A 21,611-nucleotide genomic window follows, 5' to 3' on the forward strand; every position below is an offset into this window, starting at 1 on the left:
ACCAGGAGGTATGAGATGGGAAGCGGACACTGGTCAACCGACGTCTACGCCGCGGCAGCCGGCTATCGGGCCGCCAGCGGCACGAGCGCCTTCGCGTACAGCGACGGCGGCGCCCGCAAGGCACACCCGGCGCTCGACCCGATGAACGTGGGCAAGCGGGAGAGCCGCGACAGCGACGAACACCCGCACAGCACGCCGATCGCCGTCCTCTTCGACGTGACCGGCTCGATGGGCACCGTGCCGCGGGTGCTGCAGACGAAGCTGCCGCAGCTGCTCGGCCTGCTGACCCGCAAGGGCTACGCCACCGATCCGCACATCCTGTTCGGCGCGATCGGCGACGCCACCTGCGACCGGGTGCCGTTGCAGATCGGGCAGTTCGAATCCGACAACCGCATGGACGAGGACCTGGCCCGCATCGTCCTGGAGGGCGGTGGCGGCGGCCAGCGCCGCGAGTCGTACGAGCTCGCCATGTACTTCATGGCCCGGCACACCAGCCTGGACTCCATCGCCGCGCGGGGGCGCCGCGGCTACCTGTTCATCATCGGCGACGAGATGCCGTACCCGCAGGTCAAGCCGAAGGAGGTCAAGCGTTTCATCGGCGACCGGCTCGGCGAGCCGATCGCGATCGAGGCGGTGCTGGCCGAGCTGCGGCGCAGCTTCGACGTCTACTACATCATGCCGACCGCGGCCGGCTGGGGCGGCGACCCGGAGATCCTCGGCCACTGGCGCACCCTGCTCGGCCAGCAGGTCATCGAGCTGGACGACCTCGACGCGGTCTGCGAGACCATCGCGCTGACCGTCGGCCTCGGCGAGGAGTCCATCGACCTCGACGCCGGCCTCGCCGACCTGGTCGACGTCGGATCGGTGGCCGGCCCGTCGGTCAGCAGGGCGCTCGCGCCGCTCGGCGCGGGGCGGGTCACGGCCGTTCGTTCCTCCCTCGACCCGGGCGGCGCGGCAACGCCGAGCGGGAACGAACGGCTGTGAACCCTGCGGGGCACGTCGCCGTGGTCGATCTCGGCTACGGCGACGCCGGCAAGGGCACGGTGGTGGACGCGATCTGCGCGACCGGGCCGGTCACCGCGGTGATCAGGTTCAACGGGGGTGCGCAGGCCGCGCACAACGTGGTCACGCCGCAGGGCCGGCACCACACGTTCGCGCAGTTCGGGTCGGGCACGTTCCAGGGCGTGCCCACCCACCTGTCGCGCTTCACGGTGGTCGACCCGCTCGCGCTCGCGGCCGAGGCCGCCGCCCTCGGCAACCCGTTCCACCTGCTCACGGTGGACGGCGACGCGCTGCTCGCCACCCCGTGGCACCGGGCCGCGAACCAGGCCCGCGAGCGGCGGCGCGGGCGGGACCGGCACGGCTCGTGCGGCATGGGCGTCGGGCAGACCGTGGAGTACGCCCTCGGCCACGCCGACGCGCCCCGGGTGCGCGATGTGCTCTCGCCGGCCCGGCTCCGGTCGCGGCTGGCCGCGGTGCAGGCCGCGTTCGGCCCGCTGGCGGCGGCGCCGCTGGACGACGTCGTGGACGCGTTCCTCGCCTTCGGCCGCGCGGTGCGGATTGTGGACTCCTCGTACGTCGGCGTGCTGCTGGACGCCGGGCGGTGCGTCTTTGAGGGCGCGCAGGGGGTGCTGCTGGACGAGTGGCGGGGCTGGCACCCGTACACGACGTGGTCGACCACGACGTTCGACAACGTGGCGGCGCTCTGCCCCGACTTCCTGCGGCTGGGCGTGGTGCGGACGTACACCACCCGGCACGGCGCCGGGCCGTTCGTCACCGAAGCGCCGCTGGAGCTGCCCGAGGCGCACAACGGCGTGGGGGAGTGGCAGGGCGAGTTCCGGGTCGGGCACTTCGACGCGGTGGCGCACCGCTACGCCGCCGAGGTCGCCGGCGGCGTGGACGCCCTGGCGGTCACCCACCTCGACGCCCCGGCGCGGGATCCGCGGCTGCGCGTCTGCACCTCGTACGAGCTCGACGGCGCGCGGTGGGAGCGCATCGTCCCGGCGCCGCCGCGGGACCTGGGCCGGCAGGCCGCGCTGACGGCGCTGCTGGCCCGGTCCCGCCCCGGTGACCTGGAGCGGCCCGGCGACTTCGCGGCCCGGATCGCGGACCTGCTGGACGCGCCGGTGTTCCTCGAGTCGCACGGGCCGTGCCGCACCGACAAGCGGTTCCGGGTGCCGGTGCTATAGGTACATGCCGGTCGCCGGCGGGGCGGTCGGCACGGTCACCGGGCGGGCGCCGGTCCGCAGCGCGTACAGCTCGGCGAGGGTCGCCCCGTCCGGGCCGACGCCCGCCGGGGTGCCGAGCCAGGCGACCGCCTCGCCGTACGGCAGGCGCCCGACCTCGATGCTGGCCAGGCACCGACCCGGCCGGACCACCGCGGGGTGCAGCGACGCCAGATCCTCGTTTGTGGTGATCGCGATCAGCGCGTTGCGGCCCTGGCCGAGCAGCCCGTCGGTCAGGTTGAGCAGCCGGGAGAGCGACTGCCCCGCGGCCGCCTTGGCCTCGCCGCTGATCAGCTCGTCGCAGTCCTCGAGCATGAGCAGCCGCCAGCGCGGCTCGTCGTCGTCGCCGCTGCCCAGCGCCACGCTCATCAGGTACGCGGGGTCGCCGAACAGCCGCTCGGGGTCGAGCACGCAGTCGACCTGGCACCACGGGCGCCACTGCTGGGCCAGCGCGCGCAGCGCCGTCGTCTTGCCGGTGCCGGGCTCGCCGTGCAGCAGCATGAGGCGGCCGTTGACCGTCGTGCCGTCGATGGCCATGAGCCGTTCCAGGGTGCGCGCCACCGGATCCGCGTAGTTGGCGCGGATCTTCTCCCACGGCGCGGCGTCGATCTCGCGCTGCACGCGCCGCGGGCCGTGCGGTCCGAAGTGCCAGAAGCCGATCGGCACGCTGTCCGCGGCCGGGGGCGGCTCCTCGACGGCGTTCTCCACCGCGACGGCAAGCACCGACTCGGCCATCTCGGCGCTGACCGCGGTGACCGTCACGCGGGCGCGGCGGCTCTGCTTCCAGCGGGTGACGTGCAGGGTCCAGCCCTCGCCGACGGAGAGCCGGCCGTGGCCGTCCTCCTCGACCGCGTCCCGGACGATCCGGGCGTCGTCGGTGGTCAGCAGGGCCTCGGCGCGGACGTTCTCGAGGTGCGTGGTGCGGCCGTACGGCTCCCGTCCGGTGACGAAGGCATCGAGCGCGAGCAGGTCGACGACGTCCACCAGCCGGTCGCAGTCGTCGACTGCACCGGACAGCGGCAGCGAGGCGGCGACGGCCGGCTCGGCGGCGCGGCTGCCGAGCCGGTCGACGGACTGATGGGGGGTGCGCATTACCCCATGATCGACCCTGGGTGGGGCAGGAGCATCCCGTTTTCCCGCATGTCCCCGGTTTCCAAGATCCTCGACCTTCGATCGCGTTAGGTTGACCTAACCCTGTGTAATCAAGGATTTGGAGACCGACGTGGCGACACCTATCTCGCGCCGGAACCTGTTGCGCGGCGCGGCCGGTGTCGCGGCCGCCGGAATGCTCGCGGCCTGCGGCGATGACGACAGCCCTGACACGGGGAGTTCCCCGGCCGCCTCCGGCGGCACGTTCCCGACCACCGTGACGCACCAGTTCGGCAGCACCACCCTCGACGAGTCGCCCGCCGTGGTCGTCTCGCTCGGCTGGGCCGACGCCGACGCCCTGCTCGCCCTCGGCGTCGTGCCCACCGGCATCCTCGACTGGTTCCAGGCCTGGCCGACCGGCGTCGGGCCCTGGGCTCAGCCGAAGCTGGGCGGCGCCAAGCCCACCGTCCTCACCGGCCCGGAGATCAACTTCGAGAAGGTCGCCGCGCTGCGGCCCGACTTCGTCACCCTGACCAAGAGCGACAACGTGAAGGCCACCTGGGAGCAGCTGGAAAAGCTCGCACCCACGCTCTCCGGGCCCGCCGGCACCCAGCCGTACGGCACCACGCTCGAGGACCAGACACTCACGATCGCCCAGGCGCTGGGCCGCGAGTCCGAGGGCGAGGCCCTGGTCGCGGCCAACGACAAGGCGCTCGCCGACGCCAAGGCGGCCAACCCGGGATTCCAGGGCAAGACCGTCGTCGTCGCGGCCGCTTTCAACGGGCAGTACGGCGCCTACACCAGCGGCGACGGCCGGGTGCAGTTCATGGAGGCGCTCGGCTTCACAAACTCGCCGAAGATCGAGGCACTCAACCCGCCCACCTACTACGCCCCGATCTCCAAGGAGCAGGTCGCCCTGCTCGACGCCGACCTCACCGTCGTCTTCGGCATCGGCGCCGGCAAGGAGCTCGCGGATGACCCGATCCTGAACAGCATCCCGTCCGCGAAGGACGGCCGGATGCTGATCATCGACGACCCCGATCTGGCCAACGCGTTCTCCACCAACTCGGTGCTGAGCACGCCGTACACCATCGAAAGGTTCGTGCCGATGGTCAAGGACGCCCTGGCGTGACCCACGCCGCCGCCGAGCGGGCCGGATACACCACCCTCGAGGCGCGGGTCCGCCACCGGGGCGGACTCACCACCCGCGGCCTCGGGCTGGCGCTCGCCGCCGCCACGCTGGTCGCGGTCGCGGCCCTGAGCGTCGCGGTCGGCACCAAGTCGATCCCGCTCGGCACGGTGTGGGACGCGATCCGGACCGGAGGCGGCACCAGCGAGGACGCCCGGATCGTCCTCGACCTGCGGATACCGCGGACGCTGATCGGGCTGGCAACGGGCGTCGCGCTCGGCCTGGCCGGCGCGCTGATGCAGGCGCTGACCCGCAACCCCCTGGCCGACCCGGGCATCCTGGGCATCAACGCGGGCGCGGCGACCGCCGTCGTGCTCGGCATCCGGGTGCTCGGCGTCGGCACGCTGACCGGCTACATCTGGTTCGCGTTCGCCGGCGCGGCGGGCGCGTTCGTCGTGGTCTACCTGCTCGGCACCCGCGGCCGCTCCGCCGCCTCCCCCGAGCGCCTCGCGCTGGCCGGCGCCGCCGTCGGCGCGGCCCTGCTGGCGGTCACGAACGCGGTCGCGCTGCTCGACGTCACCACCTTCGACCGCTACCGGCTGTGGACGGTCGGCTCCCTCTCCGGCCGCGACCTCGGCGTCCTCTGGGGTGTGCTGCCGTTCATCGCCGTCGGCACGCTGCTGGCCCTGCTCCTCGGCCCGTCGCTGAACGTCATCGCGCTCGGCGAGGACACCGCGCGCGCCCTCGGCGCCGACCTGAACCGCACGCGGGTGCTCTCGGCGATCGCCGTCACGCTGCTCTGCGGCGCCGCCACCGCCGCCGTCGGGCCGATCGCGTTCCTCGGGCTCGCCGTGCCGCACATCGCCCGCATGCTGGTCGGGCCGGACCAGCGCTGGCTGCTGCCGTACTCGCTGCTCTTCGCGCCGACCCTGCTGCTGCTCGCGGACATCATCGGACGCCTGGTCGTGCGCCCCGGCGAGCTACAGGCCGGCCTGGTCACCGCGTTCCTCGGCGCGCCCGTCTTCCTCGGCGTGATCATGCGCCGCCGGATCGTGCCGCTTTGAGGCGCCGGATCACCGTCCGCGCGCCGGGCGTCGCCCTGCGCCTCGACGTGCGCACCCTCTGGGTCGGCGGCGCCCTGCTGCTGGCCGTGACCGCCATGGTCGCGCTGACAATCGCGGCGGTCGGGATCTGGCTCCCGCTCGCCGACATCGTCGAGATCGCCGGCGGCGGCGGCCGGCGCGCCGACCGCTTCATCCTGCTCGACCTGCGCCTGCCCCGGGTGACCCTCGGCCTGCTCGTAGGCGCCGCGCTTGCCATGTCCGGCGCGGTCTTCCAGAGCCTGTCGCGCAACCCGCTCGGCAGCCCCGACATCGTCGGCTTCACCACCGGCTCCGCCACCGGCGCGATCCTCGCGATCGTGGTCCTCGGCGCCGGGCCGGCCGGCGCCGCCGGCGCGGCCATCGTGAGCGGCCTGCTCACCGCCCTGATCGTGTACGGGCTGGCGGCGATCGGTGGCGGCGCGGTGCGGCGCCTGGTACTCGTCGGCATCGGCATCGGCGCGATGCTGGTCGCGGTGAACAGCTACCTGATCAGCCAGGCCCGGCTCGACGCGGCCCAGTCCGCCGCGGTCTGGCTTGTCGGCACCCTGAACGGGCGGACCTGGGAGTACACGCGCCTGCTCGGCCTGGCCCTGCTGGTGCTGACGCCGCCGCTGCTGCTGCTCTGCCGGCGGCTGCGGATGCTCGAGATGGGCGACGAGTCCGCGCAGTCCCTCGGCGTACAGGTGCACCGGTCCCGGCTGATGCTGGTGGTCCTCGCGGTCGCGGTGTGCGCGGTGGCGACCGCAGCGACCGGCCCGGTCGCGTTCGTGGCGCTGGCCGCGCCGCAGATCGCCCGGCGCCTCACCGCCGCGCCCGCACCGCAGCTGCTGCCGGCCGCGATCACCGGCGCGCTGCTGATGGTGCTCAGCGACTTCGTCGCGCAGCGGCTGCTGGCACCCGCCCAGCTACCCGTCGGCGTGGTGACCGGCGCGGTCGGCGGCGTCTACCTGGCCTGGCTGCTCAGCCTCCAATTTCGAAGGGAGGGCTGATGACATCGCGGCTGTCCGGCTCGGACCTGACCCTCGCGTACGACAGCCGGGTGATCGCCTCCGGCCTCGACGTGAGCATCCCCGACGGCTCCTTCACGGTGATCGTCGGGCCGAACGCGTGCGGCAAGTCGACGCTGCTGCGGGCGCTCGCCGGCCTGCTCGCGCCGAAGCAGGGCGCCGTGGTGCTGGACGGCGCGTCGATCAGCTCGTACCGGGCCAAGGAGGTGGCCCGCCGGCTGGGGCTGCTGCCGCAGACGGCGACCGCGCCGGAGGGCATCTCGGTGGCGGACCTGGTGGCCCGCGGCCGGTATCCGCACCAGCGGCTCCTGCGCCAGTGGACCCCCGAGGACGAGAACCAGGTCGCGGCGGCGATGGAGGCGACCGGCGTGACGGCGCTGGCGGACCGCGCGGTCGACGAGCTCTCGGGCGGCCAGCGCCAACGGGTCTGGATGGCGATGGCGCTGGCACAGCAGACGAACATCCTGCTGCTGGACGAGCCGACGACCTTCCTGGACATCGCACACCAGATCGACCTGCTGGACATGTGCGCCGACCTGAACGAGCAGGGCCGGACGCTCGTCGCGGTCCTGCACGACCTCAACCAGGCCTGCCGCTACGCCAGCCACCTGATCGCGATGAAGGGCGGGAAGATCGTCGCGGAGGGCGACCCGAGCGCGATCATCACGGCCGAACTGGTGGCCGACGTGTACGGCCTGGCCTGCGAGGTGATCCCGGACCCGCAGACGCACACGCCGCTGGTGGTACCGGCGGCGCGTGCCGCCCGCCTCAAGCGCTAGCCCGCCGCAGCACGAACACCGGGATCGAGCGCTTGGTCTTCTTCTCGTAGCCGGCGTAGTTCGGGAACGCCTCGACCGCGCGGTCCCACCACAGCGCCCGCTCGGCGCCGGAGACCTCGTGCGCGACGTACTCGTGCTTCTCCTCGCCGTCCTGGAGCTCGACCTCGGGGTTCTTGCGCAGGTTGTAGACCCAGACCGGGTTCTTCGGTGCGCCGCCCAGCGAGCCGACCACCGCGTACTCCCCGTCGTGCTCGACGCGCATCAGCGCCGTCTTGCGCAGCAGTCCGGTGCGGGCGCCGACCGAGGTCAGCACGATGACCGGCCGGCCCAGGATCTCACCGGCCTTCGCGCCGTTCGTCGCCTCGTACGTCTCCGCCTGCTCGCGGGCCCAGTTCGACGTGCTCGGTCCGTACTCACCGGTCAGCGGCATGCGGACTCCTCAGTCGGAGGTCGGGGTGAGTACGAAGACCGGGATGACGCGGTCCGTCTTGGTCTGGTAATCAGCGTACGGCGGCCAGGCCTCGACGGCCCGCTTCCACCACAGCTCACGCTCCTCGCCGTGCACCTCGCGCGCCTCGTAGTCGCGCTTGACGGCGAGGTCCTGGAGCTCGACGTGCGGATTACCGACCAGGTTCCAATACCAGACCGGGTGCTTCGGCGCGCCGCCCAGCGAGGCGATCACCGCGTAATGGCCGTCGTGCTCGATCCGCATCAGCGGGGTCTTGCGCAGCTTGCCGCTCTTCGCGCCGACCGAGGTGAGCACGATGATCGGCTTGCCCTGGAGCTCGTTCGCCTCGGCGCCGTTGGTGGCCTCGAACTGCTCCACCTGCTCGCGGGCCCAGTCGGACGTGCTCGGCTCGTATTCACCGGTCAACGGCATGAGAAAACTCCTCCTCAGAGAGCGACAGTCCCGCCGAAAACCTAACCATGGCGGGGGCCGGTTCGCCGCCGCGTTGCGGGAAGCCGGGCCAGGATTGCGGCGCCGGGTCCCTCCGCTGTCGTGCTCTCGCGGTGCCGGGCGGTGACCCGGCGGATCTCCGGTCGCATCGGGACAGTATCCGCCCTTCGGCGTCCGATAGCCTCACGATCATGCCTGCGATCGATGTCGGCGACATCACCTTGCACTTCGAGGAGTCCGGGAGTGGTGCGCCGGTGCTGCTGATTCCCGGCACCGCCGCGCGCGGCCGCACCTGGTGGCTGCACCAGGTGCCGGCCCTCGTCGACGCCGGCTACCGGGCGATAACCCTGGACAACCGCGGCGTCGGCCGGAGCGGCCCGGCCCGGCCGGGCCTGACCGTCGCGGACCTGGTCGCGGACACGGTCGCGGTGATCCAGCGGGTCGCGGGCGGTCCGTGCCGGCTGATCGGTACGTCGCTCGGCGCGTACGTGGTGCAGGAGGTGCTCCTGGCGCGCCCGGACCTGGCCGACCGGGCCGTCCTGATGGCGAGCCGGGCCCGGCCGGACGCGGTGTCGCTGGCGCTGGCGGCCGCGGAACGCGCCATGGCCGACGCCGGGATCGTGCTGCCGCCCGGGTACGACGCCGTCAACCGCGCGCTCCAGAACCTGTCGCCGCGGACCCTCGAGGAGCCGGAGACAGCGCAGGACTGGCTCGACATCCTGGAGATGTCCCCGACGGACTGGGCCGACGAGGGCCAGCGCCCGCAGCTGGAGGTGACGGTGGACACCGACCGGCGGGAGGCGTACCGGACGATCCGCGTGCCCACCCTGGTGCTGTCGTTCGCCGACGACCTGATCGCGCCGGCCGTCCGCGGCCGCGAACTGGCCGCGGCGATTCCCGGCGCGCGGTACACCCGGATCGCGGACGCGGGCCACTACGGCTACCTGGAGCAGCCGGACGCCGTGAACGAGGCCGTCCTGGAGTTCTTCGCCGATGCTTGAGCGTCTCCTGCCGCCGGACGTGCGGACCGCGTCCACCACGACCGACCCGCCGGATGCCGAGATCTTCCCGGCGGAGGCCGCCCTCATCACCAACGCCGTCGAGAAGCGCAGGAACGAATTCACCACGGTCCGGCACTGCGCGCGGCTCGCCCTGGCCGAGCTCGGCGTGCCGCCCGCGCCGATCCTGCCCGGGGTACGCGGCGCGCCGGTCTGGCCGGCGGGGATCGTGGGCAGCATGACGCACTGCGTGGGCTACCGCGGCGCGGCGGTGGCGCGGGCGGGCGCGGTCCGGGGCGTCGGCATCGACGCGGAGGTGGACGGTCCGCTGCCGGAGGGCGTACTGGATCTCGTCTCGTCGGAGCGGGAGCGGGAGCACCTCGGGCAGCTGGCGCGGCAGTGGCCGGCGGTGCAGTGGGAGCGGCTGCTGTTCAGCGCGAAGGAGTCCGTCTACAAGGTGTGGTCGCCGCTGACCGGTGAATGGCTCGGCTTCGAGGGTGCGGCGGTGACGTTCGATCCGGAGGCGGAGACGTTCACGGCGCGGCTGCTTGTCGACGGGCCGTTCGAGACGCTGGCCGGGCGGTTCCTGGTGGCGGACGGGATCGTGCTGACGGCCATCACCCTCGGCGGTCCGGTGCGATGAAACGGCTGGGTGCGGGCGTGGACAACGTCGCGTACCTGATCGACGACCTGGTGGTGCGGTTCCGGCGCACCGACCCGGGTGCGGTCTCGCGGGAGGCCCGGGTGCTGCGGGCGGTCGCGGCGGTGTCGCCGATCGCGGTGCCCGTGCCGGAGTTCGTCGACCCGGTGGGTGGGTGTCTCGCCTACCGGATGCTGCCGGGGGTGCCGTTGCTCTCGGTCGCAGGCTGGGACGCGGGCGAGCTGGGCCGAGGACTTGGCCGCCTACTCGCGGCGTTGCACGCCCTGCCGGCCTCACCCCTGGCGTTGCACCCCCTGCCGGCCTCACCCCTGGCCGGGTCGCCCATGGCGGCGGAGTCCTCTTCGGAGGCGGAGTCTCTCTGGGAGACGGACGACTCCGTGCCCCAGGAGTGGCTGGACGAGGCGCTTTCGCTGTGGCCCGAGGTGGTGGCGGAGGTGCCGGCGGCCTGGCACGGCGCGGTGCGGGCGTTCCTGGCCGACCCGGCGCCGGACCCGGCGCCGTCGCCGGCCTTTTCGCACCAGGATCTCGGCGCCGAGCACGTTCTGGTCGATCCGGGCACGTGGGAGATCACCGGGATCATCGACTGGTCGGATGCGGCGGTGGGCGACCCCGCCCAGGACCTCGGGCTGATCCTGCGCGATCTCGGACCGGTGGCGTTCGCGGCGGCGGTGGAGCAGATCGCGCCGGAACTGCGTGACCCGGGAATCGCCGAGCGGGCGCTCTTCTATGCGCGATGCGGGCTCATCGCCGACCTCGCGTACGGCATCGCCACGGACCAGCCGGTCTATCGGGAGAAGTCGATCGCGGGCCTGGCCCGGCTCTTCGCGCCGACTTAAGACCTCCACAGCCGACACCAACCGCTTTGGGCGTCAGTCCAGGAATGTCACGGTCTCCGACAGCGGGGCGCGGCGGATCCGCGGATGCGCGACCGCCGGATCGGCGAAGCCGATCGACATGCCGCAGAACAGCATTCGTTCCGGCGGCGGGGAGATCACCTCAGCGACGCTGCGGTGATACTCCGCCCACACCTCCTGTGCGCAGCTGTGCAGACCTTCGGCCCGCAGTAGCAGCATCACCGTCTGCAGGTAGATTCCGACGTCGGCCCAGCGCGGCGTCGGCATGTCCCGGCCGAGATAGCAGAACAGCGCCGTGCCGGCACCGAAGCAGTTCCAGTTCCGGGCCCGGATCCGGGCCCGGCCCGCTACATCCTCGCGCGCGACACCGTGTGAGCCGTAGAGGACCCGCCCAGTGCCGCCATGCGCTCGACGTACGGCGCACGCAACTCGGACGGGTAGGTCGCGAACTCTCGACTGTCGCCGGAGCCGCCGGCCGCGACCCGATCGGCCACTGTCCTTTTCAGCCTGGCCAGCGGGTCACCGGTCACGACGTAGACATTCCATGGCTGCATGTTGCTGCCCGACGGTGCATCGGCGGCCGCCGCCAGCACCCGTTCGAGAACCTCGCGCGGGACGGGTTGATCGGTGAATCCACGAATCGACTGCCTTGTTCGTACCGCGCGATAGACGTCCATCGAGTCCATCATCCCAACTTCGTGACCAGCCGCCGCACGGGACCGGGCACGACGAGGCGGCCTCTACCGGCCTGACACCGCCGATCTCCAGCGCGCCAAGCCGGACCCGGCCATGCGCGGCATGCAGCAGGTACAGGAACGGGCCGCCGAAGTGCCCTCCCTGCGGATCCAGGCGGTCATTCCGGCAGGAACTCCCCGCGCTCGCTCAACTGCCGCCGAGCGCCTCGAGACGTGTCCCCTGGCCGTCCGCCGGGATCGCCCGGATACGACTGCCGAAGCCTGGCGGTCACTGCTGTTGGCGGGCCGCGAAGGCCATCAGGTCGCGGCGTTCGATGGCCGCCGCCATCAGGTCCGGGAACGCGTCCGGCGTGCACGCGAAGGCCGGCACGCCCAGGGCCGCCAGCGCCGCCGCGTTCTCGTGGTCGTAGGCCGGCGCACCCTCGTCCGAGAGCGCCAGCAGCACCACCACCTGGACACCGGCCGCCGTCATCTCCGCGACCCGGCGCAGCATCTGCTCGCGGACGCCGCCCTCGTAGAGGTCGCTGATCAGCACGAAGATGCTGTCCCGCGGCCGCGTGATCAGTTGCCGGCTGTAGCCGATCGCCCGGTTGATGTCCGTCCCGCCGCCGAGCTGCGTGCCGAACAGGACCTCGACCGGGTCGCTCAGCTGGTCGGTCAGGTCGACCACCGCGGTGTCGAAGACCACGAGCGACGTGCGCAGCGAGCGCATCGACGCCAGCACCGCCGCGAACACCCCGGAGAACACCACCGACGCGGCCATCGAGCCGGACTGGTCGACGCAGAGCACCACGTCGCGCTGGATCGCGGTGGCGCGGCGGCCGTAGCCGACCAGGCGTTCCGGGATCACCGTGCGGTGTTCCGGCTGGTAGTGCTTCAGGTTCGCGCGGATGGTCCGGTCCCAGTCGATGTCGGCGTGCCGGGGCCGGTTGATGCGTGCCGCCCGGTTCAGGGCGCCGCTCACCGCCGCCCGGGTGTGCTGGGAGATGCGTTGCTCCAGCTCGGCGACGACCTTGCGGACCACCTGCCGTGCCGCGTCCTTGGTCCGCTCCGGCATCACCGCGTTCAGCGAGAGCAACGTCCCGACCAGGTGCACGTCCGGCTCGACGGCGTCCAGCATCTCCGGCTCCAGCAGCAGCCGGGTCAGGTCGAGGCGCTCGATCGCGTCCGCCTGCATCACCTGCACGACCGTGCTGGGGAAGTACTCCCGGATGTCGCCCAGCCACCGCGCCACCTTCGGCGCGGACCCACCGAGGCCGGCGGACCGCGACGTGCCGGCCCCCTCGCTGTCACCACCCGCGTCGTAGAGAGCGGCCAGCGCCGCGTCCATCGCGGAATCGCGCCCCTGCGCCGTGCCCAGGGACTCCTGCGCCGGACCACCCAGCACAAGCCGCCACCGGCGCAGACGCTCCCGCCGCGCCGGATCCTCATCGTCCGTCATCTGATCTCCCGGCCTAGTGGCGCGCTGAGGGTCGGCAGTGGGGGTGGCTGGCGGCGTGGGCGTTGTGCCGGTTCGTCGTTGTGGGTCATCTGATCTCCCGGCCCAGCAGCGCGCTCAGCGTCGGCAGGGCGAGGGCCGCCCTCTCGTGGTCCAGCACCAGCGGCTCGGCGGCCGCCCGCCCGCCGGCGCCCGAGCCCGCGATGCGTTCGCCGATCGCGCGTCGTTCGCCGGCGGCGAACCCGCCGAACGTGCGGCGCAGCAACGGCAGGACGTCGTCGAACGCCTCCGCCGGGATGTCGGCGACCCAGCCGTCGAGCAGGTCCAGCAGCGTGTCGTCGTGCACGAGCAGCAGACCGCCGCCGCCCAGGAAGCCCTCGACCCAGGCGGCGCCGTGCGCGGGCGGCGTGCCGACGGTCAACGGCAGCCGCAGCCGCCGCAGCACCTCCGCGATGCCGAGGCGGCCGGCGTCGAGCAGCAGGCGGGTCAGCCGGCCGGCGAGCAGGCCGTGCAGGTCGGCGCGCTGCGAGACGGAGGACAGCGTGGTCAGCCAGCGCTCCCGCAGCTCGTCGTCGTCCAGCAGGGCGACGGCGGAATGCACGCCGTCGACGCGCTCGCGCAGCTGCTCGGCGGCCTCGTCGGAGAGCGAACCGGCGGCGGCCGGCAGCCCGGCGCAGACGCGGGCGAGCAGGCTCGCCGTCACGGTGGACAGGCCGGCGAGGTCGGTGCGGCGGACGTCGCCGTAGCGCAGGGTGCGTGCCAGCGCGGGGATCGCCGCCATCAGGTGGCCGATGTCCGAGTCGAGCGCGGCCCGGGTGTCGAGGGCGGCGAGCACGGGCGGGTACGCGCCGGCCAGGTCGGCCAGCAGGCACACCTCGACCAGCTCGGTCACGTCGGCGAGCGTGGCCGCCTTGCGGGCGGCGTCGATCACCTTGGTGGTCGCCGCGACGGCGACGGTCGTGCCCCACATGCTGCCCTCGACCAGCTGAACGGCGAACTCCGGCTGCCAGCGCAGCCGCCACTGCTCGCGGAACGTGCCGGTGCCGCGCCGGGCCGTCTCCGCCTCGCCCCACGGCACCCCGATGGCGCGCAGCCGGTGCAGCAGCCGGCTGCGGGACAGGTCGATGTCGCGGCGCAGGTCCAACTCGAGCTCGCGTTCCAGCGCCTCCGGCTTGAGCCGCACGGTGCGCTGCTGCGCCGCGAGATCCTTGGCCAGCGGCACGGCCGGCATGTCGTCGGGCACGCCGCCGAGCCGCTCGCCGACGACGAGGCGCCGGTCGATCAGCTCAAGGCGCAGCGGCTCGCCGTCGCACATGACGGCCTCGGCCGCCTCGGTCACCTCGGCGAGCCCCGCGAGTGGCCGCCCGCGCACGACCGCGAGCGCCTCGGCGAGCCGGGTGGCCTCGATGACGTGCGCCGACGAGGTGGGCACGCCCTCGGCGCGCAGCACCCCGGCCGCGTCGACGAGCCACCGCGGCACGACGTCGTCGGTCGTCGTGAACAGGTGGTGATACCAGCCCGGCGACCGCACACCCGCGCCGTAGCCGGACTGTGCCGCCAGCCGCCCGTAGGTCCACGGCACCCAGGTGAAGGCGACCTTGGCCTTCTTCCGCCCCTTGAGCAGCGCGGCATCGTCCTTGGCGGCGACCTTGCGCGCCAGCGCGGGGACGTGCCACGCGCCGCACACGACCGCGATGTTGTCGTGGGTGCGGCGCACCTCGCGCAGCACCGTGCGCATGTAGGCCTCGCGGACGAGGTCCTCGGGGTCCTCAGGCGACGACTCGCGGATGGCGGTCATCGCCTCGGCGATGGCCTCGAACGCGGGCAGCCCCCGGTGCTCGACGACGTCCTCCCACCAGCGCTCGGGATCGTCATATCCGGCGGCAGCGGCGAGCTCCCCGATCGGATCGACCGGCCGCACCCGCACCGGCGCCGTGACACCCCCGTCCTCACCGGGTTCCGTCGGCCCGGGAGTCACCCGCCCCGGCCCACCGCCGCCCTCCGAGACGTCCAACTCGCCCGGACCCGCGCTGCCCAGGTCGCCCGTCACGGCCGGACCGGGGCCGCTCTGGGCAGGTGCGGCGGGGTCGGCGGCAGGGTGCGTGTTCAGGTCGGCTGGGTGTGTGTTGGTGGGCGGGTGCGGCGTGTGGGTGTCGATCGGGCCCGTGTCGGCGGGTGGGGGCGACGGTGTGGCGGGGCGCGGGCCGGCGGTCGGTGGGGTGTCCTGGGTGCGGTCGTCGGTGAGGCGGTAGGAGTAGGGGAGGTCGAAGAAGCGGACCGGCACCCTGTGCTCCACCGCCCAGCGGATTGCCTGCCACTCCGGTGAGAAGACCGCGAACGGCCAGAAGGCCGCGCGGGCGGGGTCGTCCGCCGCGTAGCCCAGCAGCGCCACCGGCGGTTCCAGGCCGGTGTCCGCCGCCCAGCGGACCAGGTCGTCGGCCTCCGGCGGGCCCTCGATCAGCACCATTGCGGGGCGCTGGCGATTCAGCTCCTGGACGACCGCGCGGGCCGAGCCGGGTCCGTGGTGGCGGATGCCGTAGAACTGCTCAGGCATCGCGGGCGGCACGGTAGAAGTCGCGCCAGTCGGTGCGTTCGCGGACGACCGTCTCGAGGTATTCGCGCCAGACCACGCCGTCCGAGGCCGGGTCCTTGACCACGGCGCCGACGATGCCGGCGGCCACATCGGACGGGTGCAGGGTGCCGTCGCCGAAGTGTGCGGCAAGGGCCATGCCGTTGGTGATCACCGAGATCGCCTCGGCGGGGGAGAGCGTGCCGGTCGGCGACTTCAGCTTGGTGCGGCCGTCCTCGGTCAGGCCGGTGCGCAGCTCGCGGAAGATGGTCACCACCCGGCGGATCTCGTCGAGGGCGGCCGGCACCTCGGGCAGGTCGAGCGACTTGCCGAGCTGGGCCACCCGGCGGGACACGATCTCCACCTCGTCGTCGGCCGAGGCCGGGACCGGGAGGACCACCGTGTTGAACCGGCGGCGCAGCGCGCTGGAGAGCTCGTTGACGCCGCGGTCGCGGTCGTTGGCGGTGGCGATCAGGTTGAAGCCGCGCTGGGCCTGCACCTCCGTGTTGAGCTCCGGCACCGGCAGGGTCTTCTCCGAGAGCACGGTGATCAGCGCGTCCTGCACGTCGGACGGGACGCGGGTCAGCTCCTCCATCCGGGCGATCGCGCCGGTCCGCATGGCGCGCATGATCGGGCTGGGCACCAGGGCCGCCTCGGACGGGCCGTCCGCGAGCAGGCGGGCGTAGTTCCACCCGTAGCGGATCGCCTCCTCTGCCGTGCCGGCGGTGCCCTGCACCAGCAGGGTCGAGTCGCCCGAGATCGCGGCCGCGAGGTGCTCGGAGACCCAGGTCTTGGCCGTGCCGGGCACGCCGAGCAGGAGCAGCGCCCGGTCGGTGACCAACGTGGACACCGCGACCTCCATGAGCCGCCGAGGGCCGACATACTTCGGGGTGATCTTGGCGCCGTCGCCCAGGAGGTAGGTCACCACCGCGTGCGGGGACAGCCGCCAGCCCGGCGGTCGCGGCCGGTCGTCGGTCGCGGCGAGCAGCGCGAGCTCCTCGGCATACTGATCCTCGGCGTGCGGTCGCAGTGCGGTCACTCGAACTCCTGTCTGTCCCACGGCCCGGCTGCCCGGCCCGCCGGCGCTGCTATGACTGGCACGTTACTAAGCACCTCCGACAAGAACCGGTCAGGTGCGCGAGCCGGGCTCCACCTCGGATTCCGGCGGCCGCAGCTCCCGGAGCATCTCGTGGCGGAAGGCGAGGATCCGGGCCAGCTCGGCGACCGGCCGCACCCGGGACGGGTCGGCCGGCTGCTGATCGAGCTGCTCGGCCAGCCGGGCGACCTGCGCCGCGTAGCCGGGCGGCATCGCCATCGCCGCGGCCCGGCACAGCTCGGCGAGCTGCCAGCTGTGCTTGTCCGCACGCACCCGGTGCGCGATGGTCTCCACCACCGCGACGGCGAGCTCGTCCGGCCAGGCGCCCGGGTGCACGGCAAGCAGCCGGTGCGCGAGATGGTCCTCGCGTCGCAGGAAGTCGGCGGCGATGCGGGCCAGGTCGGCCGGCGGCAGCAGCAGGTGCAGGTCCCATCGGACGGCCTCGCGCAGCCCGGTCGCGCTTCCCCGGGTGTCGTTGTCGACGAGCGCGGCCGCCCAGGCGGAGTCGGCCTGCATGATCGCCGCCTTGGCCCAGCCGTGCAGCAGCGGCGTCTCCCAGTCGTGCCCGCGGGCCAGGTCGACGACCGCGGCCGGGGAGCGCCCGAATGCGTCGGTCCAGATGGTCAGGGGCGTGCCGGCGACGACCTCCTCGAGCAGCCAGGCCTGCACCCCGGTGCCGTGCGCGGGCTGTGCGCCGACGCCGTCGCGCCGCAGCTCGGTCGTCAGCTCAGCGGGCGGGCCGACGACGAGCCGGTCGCGCCCGAGTGTGCGGCGCTCGAGGCGCACCGCCGCCGTCGCCCGGGTGGTCATCCGCCGGCCGAGCGACGATCCCGGCAGCCGCCGCAGCAGGTCGAGGGCGGCCTCGCGGACACCCTTGCGCCGGTCGTCGAGTGCACGGTCGAGGAAGGCGTCGTCGGCGAGGGACAGCCCGGTGCCGATCGCGTCGACGAACCGAGTGCGGTCCTCGGGCGTCTCGGTCTGCCAGGTGCTCTCCAGCAGGGCGAGCGCGGCGGCCGGGTCGGTGCCGCGCAGCCGGGTGAGGTGGGCCAGGCGTTCGCCGCCGGTGCCGGTCTCCCACACCTGCGGATCCGACGGCGTGGCGGCGCCGGGCGCCTCGTCGCGCAGCCAGCGCCAGTCGGCGCGCATCGCGGCGAGCCAGTCGCCGCGCCGGCCGGCGACGCGGCCGATCGCGGGCCGGACGGCGCCGTTGCGGCGGCCGGCGTCGAGCAGCGCGGGCAGCGACTCGGGCGGGACGAACCCGCCGTGCCGGGCGGCCGCGGTCAGCCACTGTGCGAGCAGCTCCTGCGCCTGCTGGGCGCCGCCGGGCGCGCCGCCGTCGGTCAGCAACCGCCGAAGCCGGGCCCCGGCCGCGGCGGGCAGCGGCGGGCCGGTCTCGGCGGGCGCGGACGGGACCGGCGCGTGGCCGGACGACGGCGTGACGCCCGCCCGCCGATAGGTCAGCGCGGTCGCGGCCGCCTCCAACAGATCGGCGGCCGGAGCACCGGCCGGTGCCAGGCTCAGGACCCGGTCGCCGACGTGCAACCCCGGTGATGTCCACGGCCGCCGGGCGGTGCCGACGAGGGCCGCCGCCAGCAGGTCGGCCGGCAGCTCCGGCCCGCGCCCGCCCCCGCCGCCGGGCGCCGGCGGTGGCGCCGGCACATAGTTGCCGTCGACCCACGCGGCCAGCGGCCGCAGCCCCGACGGCGACCACTCGCCCGCGACGGTCGCGGGCGACCCGCCGGCGGCGGCCAGCAGCCACCATGGCTCGCGGTGCCCCGGCGCCAGCGGCAGGGACTCCCCGGCGGCGTCGACGAGGAACCCGTCGGCGCCCGGCACCACGTCCGCCAGCAGCACCGGCGCGTCGTGACGCCAGGGCTCGGCGGCCAGCGTCGACGACCAGCCGGCCAGCGCCGCCCGCAGGCCGGCGGCCGGTGCCGGTGCGGTCAGCGGCCGGGGCGTGCCGAACTGCTCCTTCACCAGCGCCCGCAGCGGCGCGGCGCCGGGGTAGAAGCAGAGCGCCGCCTCGATCGCCGTGCCCGGCACCACCTCGGCCGCCGGCGACTGCCCGGGCGCCGCGAACGACAGCAGCAGCGCGAACCGTCCACTGCCGACGCCGAGCAGCCAGGTCCGCCGGGTCGTGATGGCGCCCTCCTCGCTGTCGATCTGCCCCAGCACCTGCCACAGGTCCCGGACCTCGGCGGTGGCGAGCACGTCCTGGTTGGCCACCGGGAACCCGATCCGGGACCGGACCGTGGCGGCCAGCGCCGGCGGCAGCGCGCCGAGCCGCTCATGACCCGCGACCAGCAGCCGGAGCAGCGCGAGCTCGCCGAGCAGCCGGTCGGCCCAGTGCGGCCCGATGCCCGCGACCCCGCCCAGCCGGCGCACCGCGGAGGCGGCGGCGGGCGCCTGCGCGTCGACGAGACGGGCGGCCATCGCCTCGTAGGGCCGGCGCCCCGCCTGCTCCGCGCCGGCCAGGCCCTGCTGCACCTGGTCGTCGAGCCACCGCCGCAGCTCGGCCATGCCGGCCGCGACCCGGTCCGCCCGCTGCCGGGCGCGTTTCTCGGCGGCGGCCGGGTCCACCGTCCCGGCGCCCCGGGCCGGCGCCGCCGTCGCGCGGGCCGCGCGGGCCGCCTGCCACTCGCCGGCGAACGCGGGCGCTGGCGCCTCGACCGGGCCGCCGCCGGCCCAGTAGAGCAGCAGGCCGAGCGCGTGCTTGCAGGGGAACTTCCGGCTCGGGCACGAGCATCGGTAAGCCGGCCCGGCCAGGTCGACGCAGACCTGGTACGGCTTCTGCCCGCTGCCCTTGCAGAGACCCCACAGGACCTCATCGAGCAGGCCGGCCTCCAGCCACTGATTGACGCCGCGGGCACCCTTCAGCGAACTCGCGTCGGGGGCCAGGGCGTCGATCTGTGCGGTGGACCATAGTTCAACGGGCACCGGAGCACTGTAGAAGCCGGGTACGACGTTCCGCGCCCGCGAGCGGCGGGAGAATGCGTACATGAAGGTCATCATCTTCGGTGCGACCGGCATGGTCGGCCAGGGCGCCCTGCGTGAGAGCCTGCTCGCGGACGATGTCGAGCAGGTGCTCACCGTGGTGCGCCGGCCGGCCGGGGTGCGGCATCCCAAACTCCGGGAACTCGTCTGGGCGGACTTCGCCGACCTCGGCGGCATCGAGGACGAGCTGCGCGGCTACGACGCCTGCTTCTACTGCCTCGGCGTCTCGTCGGTCGGGCTCAGCGAGGCGGAGTACACCCGCATCTCGTACGACTTCCCGGTCGCGGCCGCGCACCTGCTCGCCCGGCTCAACCCCGAGATGACCTTTCTCTACGTGTCAGGCGCCGGCACGAATCCCGACGGCCGCGCCATGTGGGCCCGGGTCAAGGGCCGCACCGAGCTCGAGATCATCAAGACCTTCCCGAACGGGTACGCGTTCCGCCCGGCCTTCATCCAGCCGACGCAGGGCGCCACCTCGAAGACGGGCCTCTACCGGGCCCTGTACACGCTCACCGCTCCGCTGCTGCCGCTGCTCGGGCGCGTGGCGCCGAGGTACGTGACCAGCACCGACCGGCTCGGCCGGGCCATGCTGCGGGCGGCCCGCACCGGCTTCCCCACGCACGTCGTGGAGAACGCGGACCTGCGCTGACGCACCGTAGAGGACCGCGCCGAAGGCGACCATCATCCCCAGCAGCTGCGCGGGCGTGAGCACCTGGCCGAGCACCGCCCAGCCGACCGCGGTCGCCACCAGCGGCGAGAGTAACCCGAGCAGGGAGATCCGGGCGGCCGGCAACCGCTCGAGACCCCAGAACCAGATCATGTACGCCGCCGCGGTGCCGACCAGCGACAGGTACGCGTACCCGGCGAGGTTCGCGGAGGTGAGCGTGGCCGGCAGCCCCTCGACGGCGACCGCAACCGGTGCGAGCAGCAGCCCGCCGGCGGTCAGCTGCCAGCCGGTCGTGGTCAGCAGCGAGGTCTTGTCGGGCCGGCCCCAGCGCTTGGTCAGCACCAGCCCGAGCGACATCGACGCGGTGCCGCCCAGCCCGGCGAGCAGCCCGACGGGATCGAGCCCCACGACGGCCGTCAGCACCGTCGCCGCGACCCCGCCCGCGCCGGCGACAGCCGCGACGACGGTACGCAGCGCGACCCGCTCGGTCAGCAGCAGCGCGGTCAGCCCGGCGACGAACAGGGGCGCGGCGGCGCCGAGCACGGCGGCCATCCCGCCGGGGAGCCGGTAGGCGCTGACGAACAGCAGCGCGAAGAACACCCCGATGTTGAGCGTGCCCAGCACCGCGGACCGCCACCACCACACGCCGTGCGGCAGCCGCCGGGCGAGCGCGATCAGCAGGAGCCCGGCCGGCAGCGCCCGCAGGGTGCCGGCGAGCAGCGGACGGTCGGGCGGCAGGAACTCGGTCGTCACCGCGTACGTGGTGCCCCAGGCGACGGGAGTGAGGGCGGTGACCAGCAGGACCGGCGGGCGCATCCCAACTCCCTTGACGTAAAGTATCTCGACATCAAGAGACTCTCTCTGGACCATCTTCTTGTCAAGATGCTCGACATCGAGACAATGGAGACGTGGCACACCTCGACCGCGTAGACCGCATCACCGAGCAGTGGCGCGGCGAGCGCCCGGAGCTCGACACGACGGCGATGGCCGTCTTCGGCCGGATCTTCCGGCTGTCCCGGATCGCCGGCGACGAGATGGAGCGCGTCTACGCCGGCTACGGCATCGGCCGCCCCGAGTTCGACGTGCTGGCGACCCTGCGCCGGGCGGGTGAGCCGTTCCAGCTCTCGCCGGGCGCGCTCGCCGCGTCGATGATGGCCAGCACGGGCGGCACCACCGCCCGGCTCGACCGGCTGGAGCGGGCGGGGCTGGCCAGCCGCTCCCCGTCGCCGACCGACCGCCGCGGCGTGCAGGTCCGGCTCACGCCGAAGGGGCGCGAGGTCGTCGACCGGGCGGTCGCCGCGGGCCTGGCCGAGCAGCAGCGCCTGCTGTCACACCTGTCACCGGCGACCCAGCGGCAACTCGCGGACCTGCTACGGGAGGCGCTCGCCCCGCTCGAGAAAACCCCCTGA

20 protein-coding genes and 1 pseudogene are annotated in these 21,611 nt (G+C 73.8%); 11 read left to right on the forward strand and 10 right to left on the reverse strand.

Going from position 1 to position 21,611, the window contains the following annotated elements; genetic code table 11:
• Positions 1-15: 15 nt before the first annotated feature.
• Positions 16-984, forward strand: a complete 969-nt coding sequence (locus tag BJ971_RS07785; RefSeq protein WP_184991143.1) for a hypothetical protein — start codon at positions 16-18, stop codon at positions 982-984.
• Positions 981-2,189 (forward strand): adenylosuccinate synthetase, encoded by a 1,209-nt coding sequence (locus BJ971_RS07790; RefSeq protein WP_184991145.1) that lies wholly within the window; start codon positions 981-983, stop codon positions 2,187-2,189. The genes BJ971_RS07785 and BJ971_RS07790 overlap by 4 nt, the downstream gene beginning before the upstream one ends.
• Here BJ971_RS07790 and BJ971_RS07795 read toward each other — a convergent pair.
• Positions 2,184-3,317, reverse strand: coding sequence for a DUF5925 domain-containing protein (locus BJ971_RS07795; protein ID WP_184991147.1), 1,134 nt, complete (start codon positions 3,315-3,317; stop codon positions 2,184-2,186). The genes BJ971_RS07790 and BJ971_RS07795 overlap by 6 nt on opposite strands.
• Before the next feature lie 130 nt (positions 3,318-3,447).
• Here BJ971_RS07795 and BJ971_RS07800 point away from each other — a divergent pair, with 130 nt between their 5' ends.
• The 4 genes from BJ971_RS07800 to BJ971_RS07815 are packed head-to-tail and all read left to right on the forward strand — an operon-like array spanning position 3,448 to position 7,332.
• Complete coding sequence (locus tag BJ971_RS07800; RefSeq protein WP_184991149.1) at positions 3,448-4,446, forward strand: ABC transporter substrate-binding protein; 999 nt, start codon at positions 3,448-3,450, stop codon at positions 4,444-4,446.
• Positions 4,443-5,507, forward strand: a complete 1,065-nt coding sequence (locus BJ971_RS07805) for a FecCD family ABC transporter permease (RefSeq protein ID WP_184991151.1) — start codon at positions 4,443-4,445, stop codon at positions 5,505-5,507. The genes BJ971_RS07800 and BJ971_RS07805 overlap by 4 nt, the downstream gene beginning before the upstream one ends.
• Positions 5,504-6,535, forward strand: coding sequence for a FecCD family ABC transporter permease (locus BJ971_RS07810; protein WP_239087543.1), 1,032 nt, complete (start codon positions 5,504-5,506; stop codon positions 6,533-6,535). Before BJ971_RS07805 ends, BJ971_RS07810 begins: the two co-directional genes overlap by 4 nt.
• A complete protein-coding gene (locus BJ971_RS07815) occupies positions 6,535-7,332 on the forward strand; it encodes an ABC transporter ATP-binding protein (RefSeq protein WP_184991153.1) in 798 nt (265 codons plus the stop codon). The genes BJ971_RS07810 and BJ971_RS07815 overlap by 1 nt, the downstream gene beginning before the upstream one ends.
• Here the strand turns inward: BJ971_RS07815 and BJ971_RS07820 are convergent.
• Both BJ971_RS07820 and BJ971_RS07825 read right to left on the reverse strand, forming a co-directional pair.
• Positions 7,322-7,762: a nitroreductase family deazaflavin-dependent oxidoreductase gene (locus BJ971_RS07820; protein WP_184991155.1), complete on the reverse strand. Its 441-nt coding sequence runs from the start codon at positions 7,760-7,762 to the stop codon at positions 7,322-7,324. The genes BJ971_RS07815 and BJ971_RS07820 overlap by 11 nt on opposite strands.
• Positions 7,763-7,771: 9 nt before the next feature.
• On the reverse strand, positions 7,772-8,212 hold the full coding sequence (locus tag BJ971_RS07825; protein WP_184991157.1) for a nitroreductase family deazaflavin-dependent oxidoreductase: 441 nt from the start codon (positions 8,210-8,212) through the stop codon (positions 7,772-7,774).
• A gap of 209 nt (positions 8,213-8,421) precedes the next feature.
• Between BJ971_RS07825 and BJ971_RS07830 the strand changes: the two genes are divergently transcribed.
• The 3 genes from BJ971_RS07830 to BJ971_RS07840 are packed head-to-tail and all read left to right on the forward strand — an operon-like array spanning position 8,422 to position 10,725.
• Positions 8,422-9,231: an alpha/beta fold hydrolase gene (locus BJ971_RS07830; RefSeq protein ID WP_184991159.1), complete on the forward strand. Its 810-nt coding sequence runs from the start codon at positions 8,422-8,424 to the stop codon at positions 9,229-9,231.
• The gene (locus BJ971_RS07835) at positions 9,224-9,871 is read left to right on the forward strand and encodes a 4'-phosphopantetheinyl transferase family protein (RefSeq protein WP_184991161.1); all 648 of its coding nucleotides are present in this window, start codon (positions 9,224-9,226) and stop codon (positions 9,869-9,871) included. The genes BJ971_RS07830 and BJ971_RS07835 overlap by 8 nt, the downstream gene beginning before the upstream one ends.
• Complete coding sequence (locus tag BJ971_RS07840; RefSeq protein WP_184991164.1) at positions 9,868-10,725, forward strand: phosphotransferase family protein; 858 nt, start codon at positions 9,868-9,870, stop codon at positions 10,723-10,725. Before BJ971_RS07835 ends, BJ971_RS07840 begins: the two co-directional genes overlap by 4 nt.
• 33 nt (positions 10,726-10,758) lie before the next feature.
• On the opposite strand, the gene BJ971_RS40515 is transcribed toward BJ971_RS07840, so the two are convergent.
• The 6 genes from BJ971_RS40515 to BJ971_RS07865 form a co-directional block, all read right to left on the reverse strand.
• Positions 10,759-11,010, reverse strand: coding sequence for a nitroreductase family protein (locus BJ971_RS40515; protein ID WP_203709404.1), 252 nt, complete (start codon positions 11,008-11,010; stop codon positions 10,759-10,761).
• An 80-nt stretch (positions 11,011-11,090) separates the two neighbouring features.
• On the reverse strand, positions 11,091-11,420 hold the full coding sequence (locus BJ971_RS40520) for a nitroreductase family protein (RefSeq protein ID WP_203709405.1): 330 nt from the start codon (positions 11,418-11,420) through the stop codon (positions 11,091-11,093).
• A 286-nt stretch (positions 11,421-11,706) separates the two neighbouring features.
• The gene (locus BJ971_RS07850; RefSeq protein WP_184991166.1) at positions 11,707-12,879 is read right to left on the reverse strand and encodes a VWA domain-containing protein; all 1,173 of its coding nucleotides are present in this window, start codon (positions 12,877-12,879) and stop codon (positions 11,707-11,709) included.
• Between the two features lie 85 nt (positions 12,880-12,964).
• A complete protein-coding gene (locus BJ971_RS07855; protein ID WP_184991168.1) occupies positions 12,965-15,430 on the reverse strand; it encodes a DUF5682 family protein in 2,466 nt (821 codons plus the stop codon).
• On the reverse strand, positions 15,423-16,484 hold the full coding sequence (locus BJ971_RS07860; protein WP_184991170.1) for an ATP-binding protein: 1,062 nt from the start codon (positions 16,482-16,484) through the stop codon (positions 15,423-15,425). Before BJ971_RS07860 ends, BJ971_RS07855 begins: the two co-directional genes overlap by 8 nt.
• A 90-nt stretch (positions 16,485-16,574) precedes the next feature.
• Positions 16,575-19,478 carry an SWIM zinc finger family protein gene (locus BJ971_RS07865; RefSeq protein ID WP_184991172.1) on the reverse strand — a complete coding sequence of 968 codons (2,904 nt, stop codon included), beginning with the start codon at positions 19,476-19,478 and terminating at the stop codon, positions 16,575-16,577.
• 61 nt (positions 19,479-19,539) lie between these two features.
• On the opposite strand from BJ971_RS07865, the gene BJ971_RS40970 reads away from it, so the two are divergent.
• Positions 19,540-20,184 carry an NAD-dependent epimerase/dehydratase family protein gene (locus BJ971_RS40970; protein ID WP_239087544.1) on the forward strand — a complete coding sequence of 215 codons (645 nt, stop codon included), beginning with the start codon at positions 19,540-19,542 and terminating at the stop codon, positions 20,182-20,184.
• A 21-nt stretch (positions 20,185-20,205) separates the two neighbouring features.
• Here BJ971_RS40970 and BJ971_RS07870 read toward each other — a convergent pair.
• Positions 20,206-21,072 (reverse strand): annotated as a pseudogene (locus BJ971_RS07870) (EamA family transporter); the annotation flags it as partial.
• A gap of 38 nt (positions 21,073-21,110) precedes the next feature.
• Here BJ971_RS07870 and BJ971_RS07875 point away from each other — a divergent pair.
• Positions 21,111-21,611: a MarR family winged helix-turn-helix transcriptional regulator gene (locus BJ971_RS07875; RefSeq protein ID WP_239087545.1), complete on the forward strand. Its 501-nt coding sequence runs from the start codon at positions 21,111-21,113 to the stop codon at positions 21,609-21,611.

Origin of the sequence: Amorphoplanes digitatis, from assembly GCF_014205335.1 — a bacterium.
Classification (GTDB): Bacteria; Actinomycetota; Actinomycetes; order Mycobacteriales; family Micromonosporaceae; genus Actinoplanes; species Actinoplanes digitatus.

Bases quoted from the DNA above. Each gene is read 5' to 3' on its own strand.
- BJ971_RS40970 (WP_239087544.1), top strand. From the start codon at position 19,540: ATGAAGGTCATCATCTTCGGTGCGACCGGCATGGTCGGCCAGGGCGCC.
- BJ971_RS07815 (WP_184991153.1), top strand. From the start codon at position 6,535: ATGACATCGCGGCTGTCCGGCTCGGACCTGACCCTCGCGTACGACAGC.
- BJ971_RS07835 (WP_184991161.1), top strand. From the start codon at position 9,224: ATGCTTGAGCGTCTCCTGCCGCCGGACGTGCGGACCGCGTCCACCACG.
- BJ971_RS07840 (WP_184991164.1), top strand. From the start codon at position 9,868: ATGAAACGGCTGGGTGCGGGCGTGGACAACGTCGCGTACCTGATCGAC.
- BJ971_RS07855 (WP_184991168.1), bottom strand. From the start codon at position 15,430: ATGCCTGAGCAGTTCTACGGCATCCGCCACCACGGACCCGGCTCGGCC.
- BJ971_RS07850 (WP_184991166.1), bottom strand. From the start codon at position 12,879: ATGACGGACGATGAGGATCCGGCGCGGCGGGAGCGTCTGCGCCGGTGG.
- BJ971_RS07825 (WP_184991157.1), bottom strand. From the start codon at position 8,212: ATGCCGTTGACCGGTGAATACGAGCCGAGCACGTCCGACTGGGCCCGC.
- BJ971_RS07820 (WP_184991155.1), bottom strand. From the start codon at position 7,762: ATGCCGCTGACCGGTGAGTACGGACCGAGCACGTCGAACTGGGCCCGC.
- BJ971_RS07785 (WP_184991143.1), top strand. From the start codon at position 16: ATGGGAAGCGGACACTGGTCAACCGACGTCTACGCCGCGGCAGCCGGC.
- BJ971_RS40520 (WP_203709405.1), bottom strand. From the start codon at position 11,420: ATGGACGTCTATCGCGCGGTACGAACAAGGCAGTCGATTCGTGGATTC.
- BJ971_RS07830 (WP_184991159.1), top strand. From the start codon at position 8,422: ATGCCTGCGATCGATGTCGGCGACATCACCTTGCACTTCGAGGAGTCC.
- BJ971_RS40515 (WP_203709404.1), bottom strand. From the start codon at position 11,010: ATGCCGACGCCGCGCTGGGCCGACGTCGGAATCTACCTGCAGACGGTG.
- BJ971_RS07795 (WP_184991147.1), bottom strand. From the start codon at position 3,317: ATGCGCACCCCCCATCAGTCCGTCGACCGGCTCGGCAGCCGCGCCGCC.